Below are 20,296 nucleotides of genomic sequence, written 5' to 3'. Positions count from 1 at the left end.
GAGCATATATTTTGGCGATGTCAAATGAGCAGATCTAGGATCGTTACTGCTCAAGTAGTAGTAAGGTCTTGTAATACGTTTTTTCTGTGGTACAGCATTGATAAGCACAGGAGAAAATTATGAACAAAAAAGAACAAGAAAATAGATTAGAGTCGAAAGCCAAGAATGAGCTGCAAAAAATACAACAATTAGCTGAGTCTGACTTTGTCAAAGGTAAGTTGAAAGAGATGATGAATAACAAACTGCGAAAAGATATTGTTATTCGTGATGACTTGCTTAAAGGTGGCGCTGAACCGTCTCAAAAATTGACGGATAAAATAGATGACCGTCAGCAAGCCCTTGATGATTTAGCTTCCATCATTGATACACATCAGACTCACTTGTTAAGCACGTATGACGTGGCTAAAGCTGCCATTTCTGAGCTGAGAAAATCCAACCCTAAAAAAGCCAACGAGCTAGAAAACTCATTGGCCTTAAAGATTAAGCAGAGTGGTTCATCAGTAATTAAGACAAAACGATTAAGACGTTAACTTGGTGAGCATAAATAAATCACCGGACTGTGTATCTATGATGTCGAAGCCATCTTTATTTAGTTGTTTTAACTTACTTCGAAAGCCTCTTTTGTAGCGACTGTAAGGTTCGGTTAAATTTGTAATATCTTTTCGCTGGCACAACAGTAAATAATTTTCAGATGCTACTCGTTTTGCTTCTGATTGCAGCATATGAACCTCAAGCCAGTCTACTTTCTCAGATGAAAGCCAATGAATTATTTCAATGATTTTATCAATTTGCTGGTTTATGTAACCAATGGCTGACTGTGAATCAGTCACGCTTTTGTGTTTCCAGATTGGTGAGTTATGAGCGATATCATTTCGTAACTCACGTAAAGATGAAATTTCAAGCTGGACTGTGGCGTTAGTATGACCTTTTGGTAAATGTGGAAAAACCATTGGCATACATTGGGGCCATAGAGCGGTTTTATCGCCATTGATAGAAAAACATTCTCGAAGCAAGTTGTCCCAGAAACCAAAGTCCATTTTTGCTACGAGCAAATCGTGCATTGTTAGTCCTTTTGGTGGTGTCTTTTTAGATAGTTTTTTCTTGATTCGAAGGAGCTCTGAGCTGTGCCATTTTATGTTGTTTGTATCTCTTTGTTCGTCCTGCCATCGCTTTCTTGTTCTTGTGGCAATTTTGTCATACCAATCGGGTGCAATGACTTGAGTTGCATTATTATGGATAGAGTTTCTAAGTGCTACTTCTAATGCACTGAGTAAAGGATGTATACTCGCTGCCACTTTTACTGACCAAATATACGCACCGTGAAGCTCAATAGGAGTTGTTGTCTTGAACACCTTCTCATACATTGAGAGTCGTTGGTGGGGCAGGACATTAGAAAGAGCTGCATAAGTAATGGTATATGGCATTCGGTTTCTTCTAGTTTTAGTTGACAGTTATGGTAGTGTTGCTTAGTATACTTATATCAGCTTGTAGATGACCACTGATTCAAGCCACTACATAAGCAACCGTTTATCGGAGAAAAACCTCAATCTTATGATTGGGGTTTTTCACTTTTTGACGTTTGTATAACTTCTTCTTTCAGATACTTAGCGTAACCTTCTTTACCAAAATCTTTTATGTCAATTTTGGCGTAGATATTATGAAGTATGTTGATATTCTTGTGTCCAGTAATACGAGCCACGATGTTAATCGGTAGTCCCATTTCAGCCAATCTGCTTGCAGCTTCACGGCGAAGGTCGTGATAGCGTAGATCAGTAATTCCAAGGCTTGTCCTAACTCTTTGCCATCCAGCCGATATCGATTTAGGATTGTATGGGAAAATTAATTCTGGTTTCGCTGGATCTTTTTTTTGCTGCATTATTATGTCATAAGCTCCCCCCAAGAGAGGTATCTCGTTGTCATTGCCTGACTTATTTCTGGGGTCTTTTCTATCTCGTATAATAACTGTTTTATTTTCGTGGTCTAAATCTGTCCATTTTATTCTTGTGATTTCCGAAACACGCATTGCTGTAAGTAAAGATATTTGTAAAACATCAGCGAATGGAATTTTTGCAGATCTATGCTTTGAACGTTTGACTAAATGTTCTTCCATCAATTTTATTTCTTCTCGTGTTGGTCTTCTATCTCTTACGTTAGATCTACCAATGAGCTTCTGATTGATTAAAGATGGTATAGCTTCAAAGTGATAGGCTGAATCGGCATTAACCTTAAAAATCCCTTTTGCTGAGTCCATTACTGACTTTAAGTAAGTCACATCGTGATAGATCGTTTGTGGTGAAGGATTTGTTCCTTCATTGATCCTTTCTTCGCAGTGTTTAATTAAATCATCAGCCCTTAAATTACTGGCTAAAATTGTAGATATTTCATAGTTTAAAAGACCATTTAGAACGTAAAATTTTGACCTGCCTACGGTGTCTGAAATTCTTGGGTGTTCAAGATACATTCTAATTAATTCACCCACACTGACCTCTTTTAGATCGGTATCTGAACGATATATACCAGCTTTTACTCGTTCATATTTTTCTTCTAACTGTTTCTTAATTGTGTTTGACCAAGTTTTAGCAAGTGCTTTCGTTTTAAAAGTTTTTGACAGGCTTTCTGCGATCTTACCATCGTGAAATTGGTTTACTTTTGCCCTGTAAGAAATATTGCCTGTTTTTCCCACTCTTTTTTCAAAAACTACGGATGCCATTGTAGTATAATTCCTTATTGTAATTTTTTGCATAACCAAACTAGTTTGGGATTGGTTTTGGGTACTTTTTTGGGATTGATTGTTTCGCAAAATATAGCAAAATACAACAATATAAACAATATTTCTGTTTTTTAAGTTATGTCTTTTTTCTTGTAAAGTGTTGAATTTTAATAATATGAATGAAAAATATTTATCTAACAGATTTTCTGTTGCCCCGATGCTTGATTGGACTGATCGTCACTATCGTTACTTTGCGCGTCTATTGTCGGCTAAGGCGCTGCTTTATACTGAAATGGTGACAACCGGTGCGATATTGCAAGGTAAGGGCGATTATTTAGCCTATAACACTGCCGAGCATCCATTGGCCCTGCAACTTGGTGGCTCTAACCCCGTTGATTTAGCCGCATGTGCCAAATTGGCTGCAGATCGTGGTTATGATGAGGTTAATCTCAACGTAGGGTGTCCGTCAGATCGGGTTCAAAATGGTCGTTTTGGTGCTTGTTTAATGGCTGAGCCCGCCTTGGTGGCAGAGTGTGTCGATGCGATGAAGCAGGTTACTGATATTCCAATTACCGTCAAAACCCGTATTGGCATTGATGAACAAGACAGTTATCAATTTTTAACCGACTTTATTGAGACGGTCAACGCTAAAGGGTGTACTGCATTTACTATCCATGCTCGCAAAGCGTGGTTACAGGGGCTAAGCCCAAAAGAGAACCGTGAAATTCCGCCATTAGATTATGAGCGCGTGTACCAATTAAAGCGTGATTACCCGCAACTCAATATCAGCATTAATGGCGGTATTAAAACACTGGAAGAAGCCCAGTTACATTTAGCGCAGTTAGACGGGGTGATGGTTGGCCGCGAAGCGTACCAAAATCCGTATATTTTAGCGTTGGTAGACCAGCAATTGTGCGGCCTTGATAGCCCTGTTATTACTCGCGAGCAAGTAATTGAGCAGATGCTCCCCTACATTGAGGCCCATTTAGCTCAAGGTGGTCGCTTGAATCATATTACCCGTCATATGATAGGTTTATTCCAGGGGTTACCTGGCTCACGTGGTTGGCGTCGTCATTTAAGTGAAAACGCTCACAAACCTAATGCCGATATTAATGTGGTACTAAAAGCGGCAGAGTTTGTTGATGCCCAGGCATTAGCAGAGTCACAGGCTTAATTCGATTACCTAATACCTAATACCTAATATCATTGCGCTTTAACAAGTGAGTCGTCACTTATCACTGCGGATTGGTTTAATATGCTCTTCGCTCGACTCTCCCTTAAAAGCGCCTTTCTTTAGGCGCTTTTTTGTTTTTGATTATTCACAATGGATGTGGTTTTTCCTGTCGTATTCCTTCCATATTTTCTGTTGATTTAATGTACTAGTCATTTTCGCCAACTTGGTGGTTAATTTTACTACCTGTTGGTTTTTTGAACTCGATGAGTTTATGTTTTGTATTCAGTTGTATAAAATAAAACTGTTTTTTATCAGTATCTTGCGGTTGATTTTAAAAGTTGGCACGCAGCTTGTAATACCCATAGTGTAATCAACTAGACGGGTGTTTAGTTGCCATTAACCAACACAAGAAAGGATGCCACCATGTTTACATTAACTTCAAATAAATTAGTTCGTCGTACTGTTCAATTATCTATTGCTGCTGTTGTACTGGCTACTGCGAGTGTATCTGCGCAAGCTGATGAAATGTCGGTGAGTCACACGCTTAATGCACTTGAGCAAAATATGACTCAAGCAAGCCAAGAAATGATTTCAACCGCTAAGCATGAGTTTATGCTGTCTTTACAGACTCAAATTGCACAACAAGTATTTGAAATCAACTCAAGCTTTGCTGAAGTGACATTTGCTGAACCTGAATTGAACAAAACGGCAATTGCAGCGAAAACTGCAGAGAACAAGTAATGGATTGGGTGTTAAATATAGGCTTGGTGCTGCCGTTAATGTTGTTGCTATTAATGCCGGTAATCAGTTTTGCATTGTTTGCTACGTTAGTGCGCTACGTGAGTCAGCGGGCTGATATGGCCAGACATTAATGACCAAGCTTAATAGATAGCAGTAAGAGATGTTGTTCATTGCTAATACGCGAATCATGAAAGTGGTCAGCAAAAATGAATACAGAATATCGATGTGTCAGTAGGCAATGTTACAGGAGATAAAATATGAATCGTTTAATCAGTCGATTACAAGATGAAGCACGGATTGTGTGTGGTGTATCGGCTAACTTAGCCAAGCAATACGGTTGGTCGTTATTATGGACTCGTGTTGTGACCATTGGCTTAGTGGTGACTAATCCGAGTATTAGCCTCGCTGCGTACTTTATTGTTGCTGTTGTTATGAGTCAAAAAACATCACGCTTTTAATGCTCAACCCTTGTTAAGTCGTCTGGGTTGAGCGGGGTAATTAGCCCCGCAACTAATGTGTAAGGCTAATGAAGTGGTCGTTATTTGTTTAAAAAGGCTTTAAAACGTTGTTTAGCCTCATCACTTTGTAAACGCTCGGCAAACTGCACCAGTTCTAATTTCATTTGGGCTTTTACTTGAGCCTGGTTATGACGTAACAGCTGTTTTGATGCTTGCATAGATAAAGGTGGCTGGGCCGCCAATTTTTTTGCTTGCGCAAGGCTGAAGCTCATTAGCTCATCTGCGGCAACCACACGATTAATCAAATTTAACTGCGCAGCGGTTTGTGCATCAAACGCATCACCTAATAAAATCAACTCTGCGGCTTTATGTTGGCCAACAATCGATGGCAACAATATACTTGAAGCGGCTTCTGGTACTAAGGCTAAATTGACAAAAGGCATTTGGAATTTGGCTTTATTGTCGGCATATACTAAATCACAATGCAGTAGTAAAGTGGTACCGATACCGACTGCAGCACCAGTCACTGCAGCAACGACAGGTTTTTTCAGATCCAGTAAACAAAACAAGAATTTAACCGTTGGATGATTATCATCTAATGCACCACTTTGCAGGAAATCTACGATATCATTACCAGAAGTAAAGCAGTCATCAGTGCCATGAAACATAAAGGCGCGAATGTCGTTGTCGGCTTCGCCTTGGATCAGGTATTCTGTTAGTTGTTGATACATTTCTAGATTGAAGGCATTACGTTTTTCTGGACGATTAAACCCAATGATGCGTACGCCTTGATCATCTCTTACCTGAATATAACTCATTCGTGATTTCCTATAGTGAATGCGAGTGTGGTTTACATGGAGTTTAAGACATTGAAAGCAATATTCAAACACCTGTTTAACTTTTTAGTGTTATCATCATTGTCATTCGCAGCGTCGGCTAGCATTGTTCTTGTTGATGGACATGTTAGAGCTATGCCTGCGAGTGTGCCAAATACTGCAGCTTATTTTACGCTAGAAAACCACACAGCAAATGCAGTGACATTAGTTGCGGTCAATACACCCGCGGCTAAAGAAGCACAGTTACATACGATAATTGAAGAAAATGGCATGGTAAAAATGCGCCAAGTTAACGGTTTTTCAATACCGTCTCATGGTTCGCTAACACTGCAACCTACTGGCGACCATGTCATGCTGTTGTCGTTAACAGCACCGTTAGTGGTTGACGATAAAGTGCCACTAAATTTAATTTTTGAAGATGGTCAGCAACTTATGATTGAGTTACCTGTCTTAAAACAGGCTACAACTCAAGAAGGTGAGCAAGCTGACCATCATCACCATCATTAAGGAGTGATATTGATGCAAGTTACAAGGAATAAAATATTAGGCGTAGTTGGAGTACTTTCTTTAGTGCTTTATGGTGTGAGTGTTTGGTGGAGTATTGAGCCAGATCCAATCAAACCGATTTCGGCGCAAACGGATAATTCGAAAAAGATCATCGGCTATAGTACTACTAGCTCATTGATTTTAACCATGGAAACCCTGCTCGATAAGCCAGGCGGATGGTTATCAAATGATGTTATGCCCCCGTCAATAATGATGGATAACATGCCTGCATTTGAATTTGGTGCGTTAGAACAGGTGCGCGATTTAGCGCTAATTATGCGTAAAGAGTTTAGCCGCTCACAGTCTCAATCGACGGCTGATAACGACTTACTTGCCGCGCATTCTAAATTAAACATCGAAAACACCAGCTGGCTTGTTCCTAGTGCAGAGGGTGAATACCGTGAAGCGATCAAATTACTGAAACTTTACCGCGCTAAGATTAGTGACCCGAATAACAATAACGCGCAATTTTATGCTCGTGCCGATAACCTAAATGAATGGCTAAAAGAAGTGCAAAAGCGTTTAGGCAGCATGTCACAACGTTTATCTGCAAGTGTTGGCCAAGAACGTTTAAATACTGATTTAGCCGGTGATAGCTCTGCCCGTCAATCAACACCAGGCGCCTCTAGCAGCGAAATTAAAACCAGCTGGTGGAAAATTGATGACGTATTTTACGAAAGCCGTGGTTCTGCTTGGGCGTTACTAAACTTCATGCGTGCAATTGAAGTTGATTTTGCTGATGTGTTAGAAAAGAAAAATGCTGAAGTCAGTTTACGTCAAATTATTCGTGAACTCGAAGCAACCCAGCAGACAGTGTGGAGCCCTATTGTGCTCAACGGAAACGGTTTTGGTTTAGTGGCTAATCACTCGTTAGTGATGGCGAATTATATCTCGCGAGCTAACGCTGCGGTTATTGATTTAACTAACTTAATTTCTCAAGGATAATGATGAAAAAGACTCTTCTTGCCACCGCTGTAGTGGGGTTATTAAGCATGTCATCGGCACATGCGGCAACTGTTGTGGGTTTTAAAGTCGGTGCGGATTATTGGTTGGCTGACACGACTAACTCATTCAATGATGACGATGGTGTCGCGCACAGTTTTTCTGACGACTCGTCGCAGGGCAGTGTTTGGATTGCGGTTGAGCATCCTTTCCCGTTTATCCCTAATGTCAAAATTCGTGAAAACCGCTTAGAATCAAGTGCCGGTTTAGACAATGTCGATTTTACATTCAATGGTCATGCATTTGAAGGTGAAGTGTCGGTAACCAACGAGCTAAACAACACAGATTTTGTGCTGTATTACGAAATTTTAGACAATGATTTAGTGTCAGTTGATTTAGGTGCTGCCTATAAAAAAATGAATGGCTCGTTACGCGTTGCTGACGCAGGTCATCCTGAGGAAATTGATATCGATAGTGGTATCTTTATGGGTTATGCCAGCGCGCAAGTCGGCATGGCTGGTTTAGGTTTATTTGGTTTTGCAGATGTATTATTTGGCGTTGATGAATCTAATGTCTATGACTACGGCGTAGGCTTAGGTTGGCAGTTTGACAATTTAGCTGTCGATACTCTAGTGCGCGTGGGTTACCGTGATTTTAACTTTGATGTCAGTGATTTTTCTGATGTGTCACAAAATACTCAATTTAAAGGCGCTTTTGCGGGCGTTGAACTGCGTTTCTAAGTATTTAACTAAAGTCCAGCTCAATAAAAAACCGCCAACTGGCGGTTTTTTTATGGTTAACAAACGGAGATTACTGTGCAATCAAACCGTTGTTAATGGCAATAACATCATCTTCATTTAACGTACCCGCAGCCTGTTTTAGCGCTAGGATTGAGTTAATGTAGCCATAACGAGCTTCAGACAACTGACGCTTTGAATCGTATAAGTCGCGAGTACGGTTAAGTACATCAACAATGGTACGTGTACCGACTTCAAAACCCGCTTGAGTGGCTTTTAATGCACTTTCAGATGAAATAACTGATTGCTCATAGGCTTTAATAGAACTAATCGATGCCGTCACGTTATTGAAGTTGTTACGGACATTTTTAGTTACACTACGGTGCGTTTGTTCTAATAACTCGCTCGCTTCAACATAGGCAAATTGCGCTTGCTTAACCTGCGAGGTGACCTTAAAGCCTTCAAATAATGGAATGCTTAATGTCACACCAATATTGGTGTTGTCATAATCAGGGCCAGGAGTTTGATCCATACCTTTGTTGTAACCCGCATTAAAGTTTAAAGACGGCATGTGACCCGCTTTGTACAAGCTGATGGTCTCATTGGCGATATCTTTAGCGATACGTTGAGTCATTAAATCAATACTGTTGGTCTCAGCCATTTTCAACCATTCAGCTGAAGAGGTTGGTGCTGGAGAGCCGGCTGAAAAGCGGTTGGTGTCTAATACGTTGATTGACTTGTGGTCGATACCGGTAATTTCACGTAATGCTTCATAGCTGTTGTCTAGCGTATTTTGTGCAAGAATTTCAAGCGCTGAAGCTAGGTCATATTGCGCTTGAGCTTCATGTACGTCAGTAATGGCTGTTAACCCTACGGCAAAGCGTTGTTTAGTTTGCTCTAATTGGCGTTCAATCGCCGCTTTTTCAGCACCCTGGAACTCATAGTTGTCTTTAGCGGTTAATACATCAAAGTATGCGCTAGTAACACGAGTAATCAGTGATTGAAGCGTTGAGGCGTAAGCCGAATCAGCTTGTGATGCAGCCATTTCAGCCAAATCTAAACCAACCCATGCACTATGGTCGTATATCACTTGAGATAAGCTAACACCACCAATGATTCCGTCGTTATCATCCGCTGGATCGTTCCATGCTTTTGCATAACCCACATTGGCACTAATCGTTGGTAGCAATGGTGCGCGGTTTTCTTCAATGCTTTCATATAACGCATCACGTTGTGCTTTGGCTTTTAAAACGATAGGGTCGCTAGTCAGCGCTTGCTGATAAATTTGCAATAAATCGTCAGCCTGCGCTGCTGGTGCGGCAATAGCAAAAGCTAATGCTGCGTATAATGAACCAATTTTGAATTTCATTTGCTGCCCTTTTAGACAATGCCTCATCAATTTGAGGTGTTAAATAACTGATTAATTTGGTCATGCCGCACAGTTAAGCTTAAGGTAGATAGCAAAGCAAACTTAACGTGGCAATCTGTCGGAGCATTGTGCTCAATTTTTTCAGTGCTCAATGTGGTAAAAATACTTCACAATACGCAATTGTATTGTGCACTATTTTTATATCTACCATGCACTCTAAATAGTATTGATTTTTTGTTTTTCAAGTCAAATTTGAAGTGTAACAGATTTTATTTTATTTAAATCCGTTTGTGTTCGTAATCAGTGTGCCGTTTAGTTATTAATTATGTGATTTTAACCTGTTAAAATACACTTATATGAGCATTTTTTAAGCCACAAGGAACATTATGTCTGACCATTTGAGTACATCGACTTTTAATGCCGATTCCGATTTTGAGCTGATTGCTAAAAAAGTCCTCTATAAAGGTTTTTTTCAGTTAGATGAGTACACCTTTAAACATAAATTATTTAAAGGTGGCTGGAGTGGCGAGGTTACGCGTGAGGTTTTTGAGCGAGGTAACGCGGTTGTAGTGCTTCCCTATGATCCAATTCGTGACGAAGTCGTGTTAATTGAACAAATTCGCCTGCCAGCATTAGCAACTACTAAATCAATCTGGCTTCTTGAGTTAGTGGCGGGTATGATTGAGCCCGGCGAATCACCAGAGCAAGTAGCAACGCGTGAATTGGCAGAAGAAGCGGGCTTAACATTACAAAGTTTAACGCCAATAAACAGCTACTTAGTGAGTCCAGGCGGCACCACGGAACGATTTTATTTGTTTTGGGGGCACGTTGATGCCACTAAAGCATCTGGAGTACATGGGTTAGATCATGAAGATGAAGATATCCGAGTGCACGTTGTTAGTCGCCAGCAAGCCTATGATTGGGTGAACGATGGCCGCATCGACAACGCCTCTACAGTACTGGGTATTCAGTGGTTAATGCTGAACTACCAAATGATCCGCAATACACTTTAAGCGTATTAGAAACAAAGATTTGCAGATAGGAACGATTGAGTGACAGTGTCAAACCACAATAAAAAGCAAAAGTATCAACCGAATGTCAGCGCATTTTTAGCAGTGTGCGGTCGTAATTACGCGCATATTTTAAAATGGTTACCTGAACAGTTTAGCCTCAATGAGCCTTGGCCGGTTGAGGGTGAATTTGGCACTTTGATAGTCAATATTGTTGAAAACACTAAATACACTCAGTTAGTTGAAATTTCGCGCCCTATACCAAATGGACATTTTTTTAAATCTCCAAAAGCACTTGTTCGCGTCTATCACGATGCTCAATTAGCAGAAGTGTTAACTAGCCAACAGATTTATCGTTTAAAGCCAGTGTATGATTATCCTAATATACATATGCATCATAGCGATGAGAAGTTTCAAGTGAATGCATTCCTTGAAGATTTATTGAAGATTGGCGCTCGGAGAGTGGCTTGCCAGTCATAGTTTATTTACTATTTTATTGTGTTAGGGATCTTTAGTGCTTAAAGACGCAGTACATTATTCTGTTGCTGAAAATGAACCTGTGCGATTAGTCCAAGTGACTGATCCGCATCTTTTTGCCGATCCTGAAGGTCAGCTATTAGGTGTTAACACCACAAATAGCCTTCAAGCAGTGTTAAATACGTTCATTGCAACCAAATATCCCGCTGATTTATTACTGGCTACCGGTGATATCAGCCAAGATTATTCGCCTGAGTCCTATCAACATTTCGTTGATAGAATTGAGGCGCTTAATCTTCCTTGTCATTATTTACCCGGTAACCATGACGACCCTCGCTTAATGGCCTTGCGTATGCAAGGTGAGAAGGTCTTTGGCCAACAGCTTATTGTGGTTGGTGCATGGATTATTTTAATGCTCGATTCAACAGTACGCGGCAAACCCGGTGGTTACATGGGTGATCAGCAATTTGCACTGATTGATGCCGCCATCAAAGCTCACCCAAACAAGCATGTATTGTTAGTAATGCATCATAATCCCATAATGATGGAATGTGCGTGGCTTGATCAGCATTGTATGATGAATGGTGCCGACTTTTTAGCGCGTACCAGCCGCTACCCGCAAGTTAAAGGCGTATTATGGGGCCATGTTCATCAACAAGTCGACAAAGTCCATGTTGGGCCACATGGTGATATCCCATTAATGGCAACACCGTCTACGTGTATTCAATTTAAACCACTTTCATCTTATTTTGCTTTAGACCAAGTACAACCCGGTTATCGTTTGCTGGAGTTGGCAGGCGATGGTAGCATTCGCACTAACGTTTACCGCGTGCCTGGAAATCGCTTTTCACCTGATAACGAAGCGAATGGGTACTAATTAAGATGTAATTTACCGACTCGCGAGGAAATATGCTGCTTTATATACATGGTTTTAATAGCTCGCCGCAGTCGGATAAAGCCGTTCAAACCGCTCAGTATATCAATCAACATTACCCAAACGTCGCATTTCATCAACCGCAACTGCCTTCTTCACCGCATGCCGCGATGACACTGTTATGTGAATTAACTGAGCAAGCTAAGCGACAAGAGCAAGCATTACGCTTTATTGGCTCATCTTTGGGTGGTTATTTTGCCAGTTATTTAGCCGAAACCTATGGTGGTAAGGCTGTTTTGGTTAATCCTGCCGTAAAACCCTTCGAATTATTTGAACAGTTTATCGGGCCTCAATATAATCCCTATACCAATGAACATTATCAGGTGTTACCTCAACATCGAGATGATGTTGCGCTGTTTGATACTAACGTGATTCAACACCCTGATCGTTTTCTGGTGCTGTTGCAAACTGGTGACGAAGTGTTAGATTATCGACAAGCATTACATAAGTACCACAGCTGCGAATTACATCTAGAACCCAATGGCGACCACAGTTTTGTCGGCTATGAACAACAATTAGACAAAATTTGTAATTTTATTCAGCTGTAGCGTTTTACGTTATAAATAATGATCAATTTGAGCTAACTTTGGCTCCATTTAACTCCAAATGTGTGGACTATGACCAACCAATATACTTCAGATGCTATTGAGGTCCTTAATGGACTAGACCCGGTAAAGCGCCGTCCTGGTATGTATACCGACACCACCAGACCAAATCACCTTGGGCAAGAAGTAATTGATAACAGCGTCGATGAGGCGTTGGCAGGCCATGCAACTAAAATCGAAGTTATTCTGCATACCGATAACTCATTGGAAGTCACTGATGACGGCCGTGGTATGCCAGTGGATATCCACCCAGAAGAAGGTATTCCTGGGGTCGAGCTTATTCTGACCAAGTTGCACGCTGGTGGTAAGTTTTCAAACAAAAACTACCAATTCTCTGGTGGTTTGCACGGCGTGGGTATCTCAGTTGTGAACGCTTTGTCTACGCGTGTTGAAATTACCGTACGCCGCGATGCTCAAGTGTACGACATGGCATTTGAAAACGGCTTTAAAGTTGAAGAACTTGTGGTAACCGGAACGTGCGGGCGCCGTAATACCGGTACGCGAGTGCATTTTTGGCCAGACGTGAGTTACTTTGATTCACCTAATTTTTCAGTCAGTAAGCTTATTTATTTACTGCGTGCTAAAGCCGTGTTGTGTCCCGGTTTGCGCATTAAATTTACCAATAAGCACACCAGTGAAGTTCATGAATGGTTTTATGAAAGCGGGTTAACCGATTATCTTCAAGAAGCGATAAAAGACTCGTTAATGTTGCCAGAAGTCCCTTTTGTCGGCAGCTTTAAAAGCGACTTAGAAGCCGCGGATTGGGCAATTACCTGGTTACCAGAAGGCGGTGAAAGCCTTAATGAAAGTTATGTAAACTTAATTCCTACACCGCTTGGTGGAACTCATGTTAATGGCTTTAGACAAGGTTTACTTGAGTCTATGCGTGAGTTTTGTGAGTTCCGCAATTTGATCCCCCGCGGGATAAAATTATCGCCAGATGACATTTGGGATCGTGCTGCATTTATTTTATCGATTAAAATGCAAGACCCACAATTTGCCGGGCAAACCAAAGAAAAGCTCTCTAGCCGTCAAAGCTCCGCCTTTGTGTCAGGGATTGTCCGTGATGCTTTTTCTCTGTGGTTGAACTCCAATACCGAGCTAGCCGAACAATTAGCTGAGCTATGCATTAATAATGCTCAACGTCGCTTAAAAGCCGCTAAGAAAATTGCTCGTAAAAGAGTGGTATCTGGCCCAGCGTTACCGGGTAAGTTAACCGATTGCAGTGGCCAAGACCCAATGCGTGGAGAGTTATTCCTCGTAGAAGGTGACTCTGCTGGTGGCAGTGCAAAACAAGCCCGTGACCGTGAGTTTCAGGCAATTATGCCGCTGCGAGGTAAGATTTTAAACACCTGGGAAGTTGATGCTTCACAGGTACTTGGCTCGCAAGAAGTGCATAATATTTCAATTGCGATTGGTTGCGATCCCGACAGTGAAGATATTTCAGAACTGCGATATGGCAAAATATGTATTTTAGCCGATGCTGACTCGGATGGATTACATATTGCGACGCTGTTATGTGCATTATTTTTGAAACATTACCGCGTGTTAGTTGAAAAAGGTCATGTGTATATCGCCATGCCGCCACTTTTTCGTATCGATCTTGGCAAAGAAGTGTTCTATGCGTTAGATGAAGCAGAGAAAAACGCTATTTTAGATCGCATTGCCGCTGAGAATAAAAAAGGCAAAGTACAAGTCACGCGATTTAAAGGTCTGGGCGAAATGAACCCATTGCAATTGCGCGAAACCACGATGGATCCTAATACACGCCGTCTAGTGCAACTGACAATCGATGATGCCGACGAAACATGGTCGCTAATGGATATGCTTTTGGCAAAAAAACGTGCGTCTGACAGAAAAATTTGGTTAGAAAGTAAAGGTGATTTAGCATTACTTTAAGTACATTAGTAATAAGACAAGCAGTTAAATGCCAATAACAATATTAAGATAAGGCAAAAGAGAATTAACATGCAGTATTTCAACCTTCGATCTTATTTGCATATAGGCAATAAATTCACGTTTGCGTGGATGATGTTATTAGGGCTATTTCCAGCCTCGATAGCGTTAGCCTCTCAGTCGGTAATGATTACTGTCACTAAAGGTTTTGGGCTCAGTTTGTATGCCTCCGACTTAGGAGATATTAAACAAATGACGGTGGGTGACAACGGCACGCTATTTGTGGGCTCGCAAAAAAGCGGCACCGTGTATGCGCTTGTTGATAGCGATCAAAATGGTCAAGTGGACAAACGTTATTTAATTGCCCGCGGCTTAGAATACCCTGAAGCATTAGCGTTTCATGATGGCGCACTGTATGTCACCGAAGAAGATCGCATTATTCGCTTTGAAGAAATTGAGTCTCGTTTACGTCGTCCTAGCCGTGCCCGCGAGGTGTATTCTAACTTACCCAATTTAGATAAAAAGTATACTCGTTCAATGCGTTTTGGCCCTGATGGTCGCTTATACGTGTCAATTGGCTCTCCATGTAATGTGTGTGAAGCATCATCGCCTTTTGGCAGTATTGTCGCGATTAATGTCGACACCGGCGCCAGTGAGCAAGTCGCGTTTGGTTTACGCAGTGTCACCGGTTTTGACTGGGCACCAGGTGATAAAAAATTATGGTTTGCTGACTTAGGCCGCAATTGGATGGGCGATAATATCCCCGCTGATGAAATTAATCGTGTTGACATTAAAGGCAGCCACTTTGGATTTCCTTATTTGCATGGAACCGACGTCGTTGAGCCCGCATACGACAAACCTAAAAATTTGAATGTCATAGTGCCTGAGTTTGAATTGCCAGCTCATGTTGCTCCAACAGGCCTTAGTTTTTATCGAGGACAGCAATTTCCAGAACGTTACCAACATAAGATTTTTGTTGCTGAAAATGGTTCATGGAATCGCTCGAGTAAAGTGGGTTATCAAATCGTGATGCTCGACATTGAAAACAACAAAATTAATCAACGTGAAACCGTGGTGAGTTTTTTGGACGGAGAATTTCCCGTCGCTCGTCCGTTTGATGTGATCAATGCGCCAGATGGTGCAATGTACATATCAGATGACTTAAAAGGTAATGTTTACCGCTTGTTTTATAACGCACCCGAACTATCACAGGAATCTAACTAAATGAGTGATTCGATTGAATTAAGCCTTGATGGCGTAGAGCAAATGCCGCTGAGGCGCTTTACCGAAGAGGCTTATTTAAATTATTCAATGTACGTCATTATGGACCGCGCCTTACCGCATATTGGTGATGGCTTAAAACCGGTTCAACGTCGTATTATTTATGCCATGAGCGAGCTGGGTTTATCGGCACAATCTAAACATAAAAAATCAGCTCGTACTGTGGGTGACGTTTTAGGTAAATATCACCCGCACGGCGACAGCGCCTGTTATGAAGCGATGGTACTGATGGCGCAGCCATTCTCTTATCGTTATCCGCTCGTTGATGGCCAAGGTAACTGGGGTGCTCCCGATGACCCTAAATCGTTTGCGGCGATGCGTTACACCGAAGCAAGATTGTCTAAATTTTCGGAAGTTTTACTGTCTGAATTAGGTCAAGGCACCGTTGAGTGGGGCGCCAACTTTGACGGCACCATGAAAGAGCCCAAAACCTTACCTGCAAGATTACCGCACATTTTACTCAATGGTATCACCGGTATTGCTGTGGGCATGGCCACCGATATTCCGCCGCACAACGTGCGCGAATTAGTGTCGGCGTGTATTGAGCTGTTAGACAATCCGAAAACCGAATTGGGCCGCTTGATGGAGTTGGTGCCAGGCCCAGATTACCCAACAGAAGCTGAGATTATTACCCCAAAAGCTGACATCGAAAAGATTTACGAAAGCGGTAAAGGCTCAATTAGAATGCGCGCGGTGTTCAGAGAAGAGCAGGGCGAAATCGTTATCACTTCGTTGCCACACCAAGCCAGTAGCGGAAAAATTTTAGAGCAAATTGCTAACCAAATGCAGGCTAAAAAGCTGCCTATGGTGTCTGACTTACGTGATGAGTCGGACCATGAAAACCCTGTTCGTTTAGTGATTGTACCGCGTTCAAACCGCATTGACTGTGACCAGTTAATGACGCATTTGTTCGCCACCACCGATTTAGAAAAAAGCTTTAGAGTTAATTTAAACGTACTAGGTTTAGACGGCCGTCCACAAGTTAAAGGATTAAAAACCTTATTAACTGAATGGTTAGAGTACCGGGTCAGTACGGTGACTCGTCGTTTGCAGTATCGTTTAGACAAGGTGTTAGCACGGTTACATATTTTAGAAGCGTTAATGGTCGCGTTTTTAAACATTGATGAAGTGATTGAAATTATTCGTTTTCATGACGAACCTAAAGCGGAGCTAATGGCACGCTTTAACTTGTCAGATAAGCAAGCTGAATCGATTTTAGAATTAAAGCTACGACACTTAGCCAAGCTTGAAGAATTTAAGATTAAGGCAGAGCAAGACGAGTTAGCCGCTGAGCGCGACAAGTTAGAGTTATTATTGAGTTCTGATCGTCGCTTAAAGACGTTAGTGAAAAAAGAGTTACTTCAAGATGGTGAAACTTATGGCGATAATCGTCGCTCACCTATCATTGAACGTTTTGATGCTAAAGCACTAACAGAGCAAGAGCTTACCCCGACAGAATCGGTCACCGTGGTGTTATCTGATAAAGGCTGGGTACGTTGTGCTAAAGGTCATGATATTGATGTCGAGGGATTGTCTTATAAATCGGGCGACAGTTACTTGTGTAGCGCGATGGGTAAGAGTAACCAAGCTGCGGTATTTATAGACTCTACAGGGCGTGCATTTGCCACCGACAGCCATACGCTGCCGTCTGCACGAAGCCAAGGTGAGCCTATCACTACGCGCTTTAATATGGCGCCAGGCGCGACCATGCAACATGTGTTGATGGGGAACGACGAACAGTTCTTCTTGTTAGCCACAGATGCAGGTTATGGTTTTATTTGTACTTACCCAGACATGGTTAGCCGTAATAAAGCGGGTAAAGCATTATTAAGCTTGCCGACTAACGCATTGGCATTAACGCCTAAGTTAATTAGCAAAGGCAGTGAGCAGTCTTTGTTAGCGATTACCTCGGAAGGGCGAATGCTGATGTTTAGCGTTGATGCATTACCGCAGTTATCAAAAGGTAAGGGCAATAAGATTATTGGTATTCCGACAGAGCGAGCCAAAAATCGTGAAGAACTACTGTTGCACCTTAATGTTGTGCCGCACAATACCGCTGTCACTTTATGGGCGGGTAAGCGCAAGCTTACCTTGAAACCAAGTGATTTAGAGCATTATCGCGGTGAGCGTGGCCGTCGTGGCGCTAAATTACCACGAGGATTACAGCGTGTTGACAGTGTTGATGTGGAAATTGGCGCGTTAGCTGATGATGGCATCCAAGACGATAATATTGAGATTCAAGATTAAATCACGACACTAAGAGTTAAGCTTTTAGTTTAGCCCTTAGTTTAGTTCTAAGTTTGGACTTTAATTTGACCTTAGCTTAGCCCTTAGCTTAGCTCTTAGTTTTGACATAAAAAAATGCTGCTCAATGAGCAGCATTTTTTTATGAAACGTAAAGCGATTTAACACTTAATGACAGTTAAGCAATGCTTATGCGACTTCATAAAAATTAGGTTCGTATTCAAGCTGTGTTTGAATAATTTGATTGGCCATACGCGCGCATTTGCCACATTGATCGGCAACGCCAAGACGTTTTTTTACATCAGCCAATGAACTGTCACCTAAGCTAACAGCGGCTTTGATTTGAGAATCAGTAATGGCATGACAAAGACAAACGTACATAAAGAAAGCCTCTTCGCTCAAAAGTTTCAATGCTAAAGAAAGTAATCTAATTCTAAATGAAAACAGTTATCATTGGCAATTACTTTTTTATCTTTATATTGATCATTTTTACGACGATTTGAGCAGACTCTCATTTTTAGCGGCAAAATCCCTCGTTCAGCCACTGGCTAAGGCTCCTAGATCATACCTCGAGATCAATAACCTTGAACCGGATCGACCACATACTGTAACGGCTCAGACTGATGCCATAATGCATAGTTTTGACAAAAAATATCGACAACTTGAGTTGGAAAGCTTGGAGCAGAAATATGAGGCGTGATAGTCACATTTGGACAATGCCACAGTGGGTGTTGTGGCGGCAGCGGTTCTTGCTCAAACACATCTAATATTGCATGGCGTTGTGGAAATTGGGTTAATTCGTGCTGTAAAGCGTCAAGCTCAATCGCATTACCTCGGCCAATATTAAATAACATTGCTGTTGGCTTAAGCAGCGCAAGGGTTGTGCTATTCAGTAAATGTGTTGTTTGTACAGTATTGGGCAATACACTGACAACCACATCTGCAGCAGGCAAGTGCGTTGCCATATTGTCGATGTTATCAAGTTGATTAAACGGCTCAACAACGCTACCACGCCTATTTAAGCCGGTTACCGTCATTCCAAAATGACGGGCGGTACTGGCAATATGTTGGGCAATTGAGCCAGTGCCCAAAATCAGCATATTCAGCCCTTGTAAGCTGCAAAAAGATTTAGGTTGCCACAGTTGCTGTGTTTGTTGCAGTTGATACTGCGAATGATGGCGATAATGACTGAGTAAATAACCAAACACATATTCACTCATTAGTGGGCCAAATACACCACGGATATTAGTTAGGGTAAAGTCTTGCCTAAGTTGTGGTGACATTAATGCGTCAACCCCAGCAAAGGTAGACTGTAACCATTTAAGTGTTAGTTTGTTAGTTGCTGCACTTGCCGTGGGGAGGGTTAAATAAGGTGCGGCTAAATGAGGTTCAGCAAGCCAAATATTAGCTTGCTGTTCACACTGTTGTCGATCATCGCTATCATCTAAAATGGTTAAATTAGGCAGTTGTTTTTGTGCCAATAACTCACGATATTGCTGATTATGTTGAGTGAGTAATAACAGTGTATTCGTCATAGATGTTAATCAGTCGCCTTGGCGTTAGTCAAACCAAACTAGCGAAGTGTTGGTTAAGGGTAAAGTTGCTGCTGCAATGGCTTTATCTGGATAATTACTAAAAATGCCATCAACGCCCAGTGCTTTTAATGCTTGGATATCATCACTATTGTCTACCGTGTAAACATACACCTTTGCGCCGCGACGGTGAGCATCATCAACAATGGCCTGGCTAATAAATGCCACGTCAAGATGCAACGAGTAAGCCTGTAAATCGGTGACAACTTGCGCTAAGTTTAATGGGATCCCCCCGAGTAACGGTGCTATCAATGCCTGCGGCAGGTGTTGTTTTATTTGGGCTAAATATAAGTGATTAAACGATGATATCAACAGTTGTTGGGGACTAAAACCTAGCTCGTCTAGCGCTCGTGGGTACATAGCCACAAAAGGTGCTACACAGCCTACGCCTTTGATTTCAATGTTTACAATACAATTACCTTGCGAGACGGTGTTGATACGCGCAAGTACATCCCACAAGCTAGGAATGGGTTGTCCGCCAACCGTTATGTGGGCTAAATCGGCTTTAGTGTTGAGATGAATAAGACCGTGCCCAGTCGATTTGCCTTCTAAGCGACGATCATGAAAAACCACTAATTCGCCTTCAACACAATGAACGTCTAACTCGATGGCTTTCGCGCCTAATTCGATAGCTTTATCCATTGCAGCTAATGTATTTTCTGGTGCGTAGCCACTGGCGCCACGGTGAGCAAAAACAAGCATAATATTCCTTATATTAACCTCATCTCTTGTCCCGAGCTGATG

General features: G+C 41.7%; 22 protein-coding genes. 15 read left to right on the top strand and 7 right to left on the bottom strand.

What is annotated here, in order from left to right; translation table 11 throughout:
* Nucleotides 1-119: 119 nt before the first annotated feature.
* Nucleotides 120-530 carry a hypothetical protein gene (locus ACROAE_RS05495; protein WP_432399996.1) on the top strand — a complete coding sequence of 137 codons (411 nt, stop codon included), beginning with the start codon at nt 120-122 and terminating at the stop codon, nt 528-530.
* Here ACROAE_RS05495 and ACROAE_RS05490 read toward each other — a convergent pair.
* Both ACROAE_RS05490 and ACROAE_RS05485 read right to left on the bottom strand, forming a co-directional pair.
* On the bottom strand, nt 519-1,424 hold the full coding sequence (locus tag ACROAE_RS05490) for an Abi family protein (RefSeq protein WP_432399995.1): 906 nt from the start codon (nt 1,422-1,424) through the stop codon (nt 519-521). The genes ACROAE_RS05495 and ACROAE_RS05490 overlap by 12 nt on opposite strands.
* A 125-nt stretch (nt 1,425-1,549) precedes the next feature.
* Nucleotides 1,550-2,710, bottom strand: a complete 1,161-nt coding sequence (locus tag ACROAE_RS05485; protein WP_432399994.1) for a site-specific integrase — start codon at nt 2,708-2,710, stop codon at nt 1,550-1,552.
* Nucleotides 2,711-2,885: 175 nt separating this feature from the next.
* On the opposite strand from ACROAE_RS05485, the gene dusA reads away from it, so the two are divergent.
* From dusA to ACROAE_RS05465, 4 genes are all read left to right on the top strand, one after another.
* Complete coding sequence (gene dusA / locus ACROAE_RS05480; protein ID WP_432399993.1) at nt 2,886-3,884, top strand: tRNA dihydrouridine(20/20a) synthase DusA; 999 nt, start codon at nt 2,886-2,888, stop codon at nt 3,882-3,884.
* Between the two features lie 423 nt (nt 3,885-4,307).
* Nucleotides 4,308-4,625 (top strand): hypothetical protein, encoded by a 318-nt coding sequence (locus ACROAE_RS05475; RefSeq protein WP_432399992.1) that lies wholly within the window; start codon nt 4,308-4,310, stop codon nt 4,623-4,625.
* A complete protein-coding gene (locus ACROAE_RS05470; protein ID WP_432399991.1) occupies nt 4,625-4,756 on the top strand; it encodes a hypothetical protein in 132 nt (43 codons plus the stop codon). The genes ACROAE_RS05475 and ACROAE_RS05470 overlap by 1 nt, the downstream gene beginning before the upstream one ends.
* A 126-nt stretch (nt 4,757-4,882) precedes the next feature.
* Nucleotides 4,883-5,083 carry a PspC domain-containing protein gene (locus ACROAE_RS05465; RefSeq protein WP_160052655.1) on the top strand — a complete coding sequence of 67 codons (201 nt, stop codon included), beginning with the start codon at nt 4,883-4,885 and terminating at the stop codon, nt 5,081-5,083.
* 80 nt (nt 5,084-5,163) lie between these two features.
* On the opposite strand, the gene ACROAE_RS05460 is transcribed toward ACROAE_RS05465, so the two are convergent.
* Nucleotides 5,164-5,901 (bottom strand): enoyl-CoA hydratase-related protein, encoded by a 738-nt coding sequence (locus tag ACROAE_RS05460; protein ID WP_432399990.1) that lies wholly within the window; start codon nt 5,899-5,901, stop codon nt 5,164-5,166.
* A 36-nt stretch (nt 5,902-5,937) separates the two neighbouring features.
* On the opposite strand from ACROAE_RS05460, the gene ACROAE_RS05455 reads away from it, so the two are divergent.
* From ACROAE_RS05455 to ACROAE_RS05445, 3 genes are read left to right on the top strand one after another with little or no spacing between them, the layout of a single operon-like run.
* Complete coding sequence (locus tag ACROAE_RS05455) at nt 5,938-6,426, top strand: copper chaperone PCu(A)C (RefSeq protein WP_432399989.1); 489 nt, start codon at nt 5,938-5,940, stop codon at nt 6,424-6,426.
* 12 nt (nt 6,427-6,438) lie between these two features.
* Nucleotides 6,439-7,410 (top strand): DUF2333 family protein, encoded by a 972-nt coding sequence (locus ACROAE_RS05450; RefSeq protein WP_432399988.1) that lies wholly within the window; start codon nt 6,439-6,441, stop codon nt 7,408-7,410.
* Between the two features lie 2 nt (nt 7,411-7,412).
* A complete protein-coding gene (locus ACROAE_RS05445) occupies nt 7,413-8,147 on the top strand; it encodes a TIGR04219 family outer membrane beta-barrel protein (protein WP_432399987.1) in 735 nt (244 codons plus the stop codon).
* A 70-nt stretch (nt 8,148-8,217) separates the two neighbouring features.
* On the opposite strand, the gene tolC is transcribed toward ACROAE_RS05445, so the two are convergent.
* A complete protein-coding gene (gene tolC, locus ACROAE_RS05440) occupies nt 8,218-9,513 on the bottom strand; it encodes an outer membrane channel protein TolC (RefSeq protein ID WP_432399986.1) in 1,296 nt (431 codons plus the stop codon).
* 386 nt (nt 9,514-9,899) lie between these two features.
* Here tolC and nudF point away from each other — a divergent pair, with 386 nt between their 5' ends.
* The 7 genes from nudF to parC all read left to right on the top strand — a co-directional run bounded on the left by nudF (nt 9,900) and on the right by parC (nt 17,963).
* The gene (gene nudF / locus ACROAE_RS05435; protein ID WP_432399985.1) at nt 9,900-10,526 is read left to right on the top strand and encodes an ADP-ribose diphosphatase; all 627 of its coding nucleotides are present in this window, start codon (nt 9,900-9,902) and stop codon (nt 10,524-10,526) included.
* 39 nt (nt 10,527-10,565) lie between these two features.
* Nucleotides 10,566-11,003, top strand: coding sequence for a DUF1249 domain-containing protein (locus ACROAE_RS05430; protein ID WP_432399984.1), 438 nt, complete (start codon nt 10,566-10,568; stop codon nt 11,001-11,003).
* Between the two features lie 34 nt (nt 11,004-11,037).
* On the top strand, nt 11,038-11,877 hold the full coding sequence (cpdA, locus tag ACROAE_RS05425; RefSeq protein ID WP_432399983.1) for a 3',5'-cyclic-AMP phosphodiesterase: 840 nt from the start codon (nt 11,038-11,040) through the stop codon (nt 11,875-11,877).
* 32 nt (nt 11,878-11,909) lie between these two features.
* A complete protein-coding gene (locus ACROAE_RS05420) occupies nt 11,910-12,482 on the top strand; it encodes a YqiA/YcfP family alpha/beta fold hydrolase (RefSeq protein ID WP_432399982.1) in 573 nt (190 codons plus the stop codon).
* Nucleotides 12,483-12,551: 69 nt separating this feature from the next.
* On the top strand, nt 12,552-14,438 hold the full coding sequence (gene parE, locus ACROAE_RS05415; protein ID WP_432399981.1) for a DNA topoisomerase IV subunit B: 1,887 nt from the start codon (nt 12,552-12,554) through the stop codon (nt 14,436-14,438).
* A 129-nt stretch (nt 14,439-14,567) separates the two neighbouring features.
* Nucleotides 14,568-15,659, top strand: coding sequence for a PQQ-dependent sugar dehydrogenase (locus tag ACROAE_RS05410; RefSeq protein WP_432400135.1), 1,092 nt, complete (start codon nt 14,568-14,570; stop codon nt 15,657-15,659).
* Nucleotides 15,660-17,963, top strand: a complete 2,304-nt coding sequence (gene parC / locus ACROAE_RS05405) for a DNA topoisomerase IV subunit A (RefSeq protein ID WP_432399980.1) — start codon at nt 15,660-15,662, stop codon at nt 17,961-17,963.
* A gap of 186 nt (nt 17,964-18,149) precedes the next feature.
* On the opposite strand, the gene ACROAE_RS05400 is transcribed toward parC, so the two are convergent.
* The 3 genes from ACROAE_RS05400 to ACROAE_RS05390 all read right to left on the bottom strand — a co-directional run bounded on the left by ACROAE_RS05400 (nt 18,150) and on the right by ACROAE_RS05390 (nt 20,254).
* Nucleotides 18,150-18,341, bottom strand: a complete 192-nt coding sequence (locus tag ACROAE_RS05400; protein ID WP_160052643.1) for a bacterioferritin-associated ferredoxin — start codon at nt 18,339-18,341, stop codon at nt 18,150-18,152.
* Nucleotides 18,342-18,535: 194 nt separating this feature from the next.
* Complete coding sequence (locus ACROAE_RS05395) at nt 18,536-19,495, bottom strand: D-2-hydroxyacid dehydrogenase (RefSeq protein ID WP_432399979.1); 960 nt, start codon at nt 19,493-19,495, stop codon at nt 18,536-18,538.
* A gap of 24 nt (nt 19,496-19,519) precedes the next feature.
* Entirely contained in the window at nt 19,520-20,254 is a 735-nt protein-coding gene (locus tag ACROAE_RS05390; RefSeq protein ID WP_432399978.1) for a glycerophosphodiester phosphodiesterase, read from the bottom strand.
* Nucleotides 20,255-20,296 lie beyond the last annotated feature (42 nt).

Origin of the sequence: Shewanella sp. MF05960, from assembly GCF_050849305.1 — a bacterium.
Classification (GTDB): domain Bacteria; phylum Pseudomonadota; class Gammaproteobacteria; order Enterobacterales; family Shewanellaceae; genus Shewanella.
This window is presented reverse-complemented; position numbering and strand designations above follow the sequence as displayed.

Bases quoted from the DNA above. Each gene is read 5' to 3' on its own strand.
- ACROAE_RS05395 (WP_432399979.1), bottom strand. From the start codon at position 19,495: ATGACGAATACACTGTTATTACTCACTCAACATAATCAGCAATATCGT.
- ACROAE_RS05420 (WP_432399982.1), top strand. From the start codon at position 11,910: ATGCTGCTTTATATACATGGTTTTAATAGCTCGCCGCAGTCGGATAAA.
- ACROAE_RS05475 (WP_432399992.1), top strand. From the start codon at position 4,308: ATGTTTACATTAACTTCAAATAAATTAGTTCGTCGTACTGTTCAATTA.
- ACROAE_RS05465 (WP_160052655.1), top strand. From the start codon at position 4,883: ATGAATCGTTTAATCAGTCGATTACAAGATGAAGCACGGATTGTGTGT.
- ACROAE_RS05495 (WP_432399996.1), top strand. From the start codon at position 120: ATGAACAAAAAAGAACAAGAAAATAGATTAGAGTCGAAAGCCAAGAAT.
- ACROAE_RS05485 (WP_432399994.1), bottom strand. From the start codon at position 2,710: ATGGCATCCGTAGTTTTTGAAAAAAGAGTGGGAAAAACAGGCAATATT.
- ACROAE_RS05470 (WP_432399991.1), top strand. From the start codon at position 4,625: ATGGATTGGGTGTTAAATATAGGCTTGGTGCTGCCGTTAATGTTGTTG.
- dusA (WP_432399993.1), top strand. From the start codon at position 2,886: ATGAATGAAAAATATTTATCTAACAGATTTTCTGTTGCCCCGATGCTT.
- ACROAE_RS05460 (WP_432399990.1), bottom strand. From the start codon at position 5,901: ATGAGTTATATTCAGGTAAGAGATGATCAAGGCGTACGCATCATTGGG.
- parE (WP_432399981.1), top strand. From the start codon at position 12,552: ATGACCAACCAATATACTTCAGATGCTATTGAGGTCCTTAATGGACTA.
- ACROAE_RS05455 (WP_432399989.1), top strand. From the start codon at position 5,938: ATGGAGTTTAAGACATTGAAAGCAATATTCAAACACCTGTTTAACTTT.
- ACROAE_RS05490 (WP_432399995.1), bottom strand. From the start codon at position 1,424: ATGCCATATACCATTACTTATGCAGCTCTTTCTAATGTCCTGCCCCAC.
- ACROAE_RS05450 (WP_432399988.1), top strand. From the start codon at position 6,439: ATGCAAGTTACAAGGAATAAAATATTAGGCGTAGTTGGAGTACTTTCT.
- nudF (WP_432399985.1), top strand. From the start codon at position 9,900: ATGTCTGACCATTTGAGTACATCGACTTTTAATGCCGATTCCGATTTT.
- ACROAE_RS05445 (WP_432399987.1), top strand. From the start codon at position 7,413: ATGAAAAAGACTCTTCTTGCCACCGCTGTAGTGGGGTTATTAAGCATG.
- ACROAE_RS05390 (WP_432399978.1), bottom strand. From the start codon at position 20,254: ATGCTTGTTTTTGCTCACCGTGGCGCCAGTGGCTACGCACCAGAAAAT.
- ACROAE_RS05410 (WP_432400135.1), top strand. From the start codon at position 14,568: ATGATGTTATTAGGGCTATTTCCAGCCTCGATAGCGTTAGCCTCTCAG.
- parC (WP_432399980.1), top strand. From the start codon at position 15,660: ATGAGTGATTCGATTGAATTAAGCCTTGATGGCGTAGAGCAAATGCCG.
- tolC (WP_432399986.1), bottom strand. From the start codon at position 9,513: ATGAAATTCAAAATTGGTTCATTATACGCAGCATTAGCTTTTGCTATT.
- ACROAE_RS05400 (WP_160052643.1), bottom strand. From the start codon at position 18,341: ATGTACGTTTGTCTTTGTCATGCCATTACTGATTCTCAAATCAAAGCC.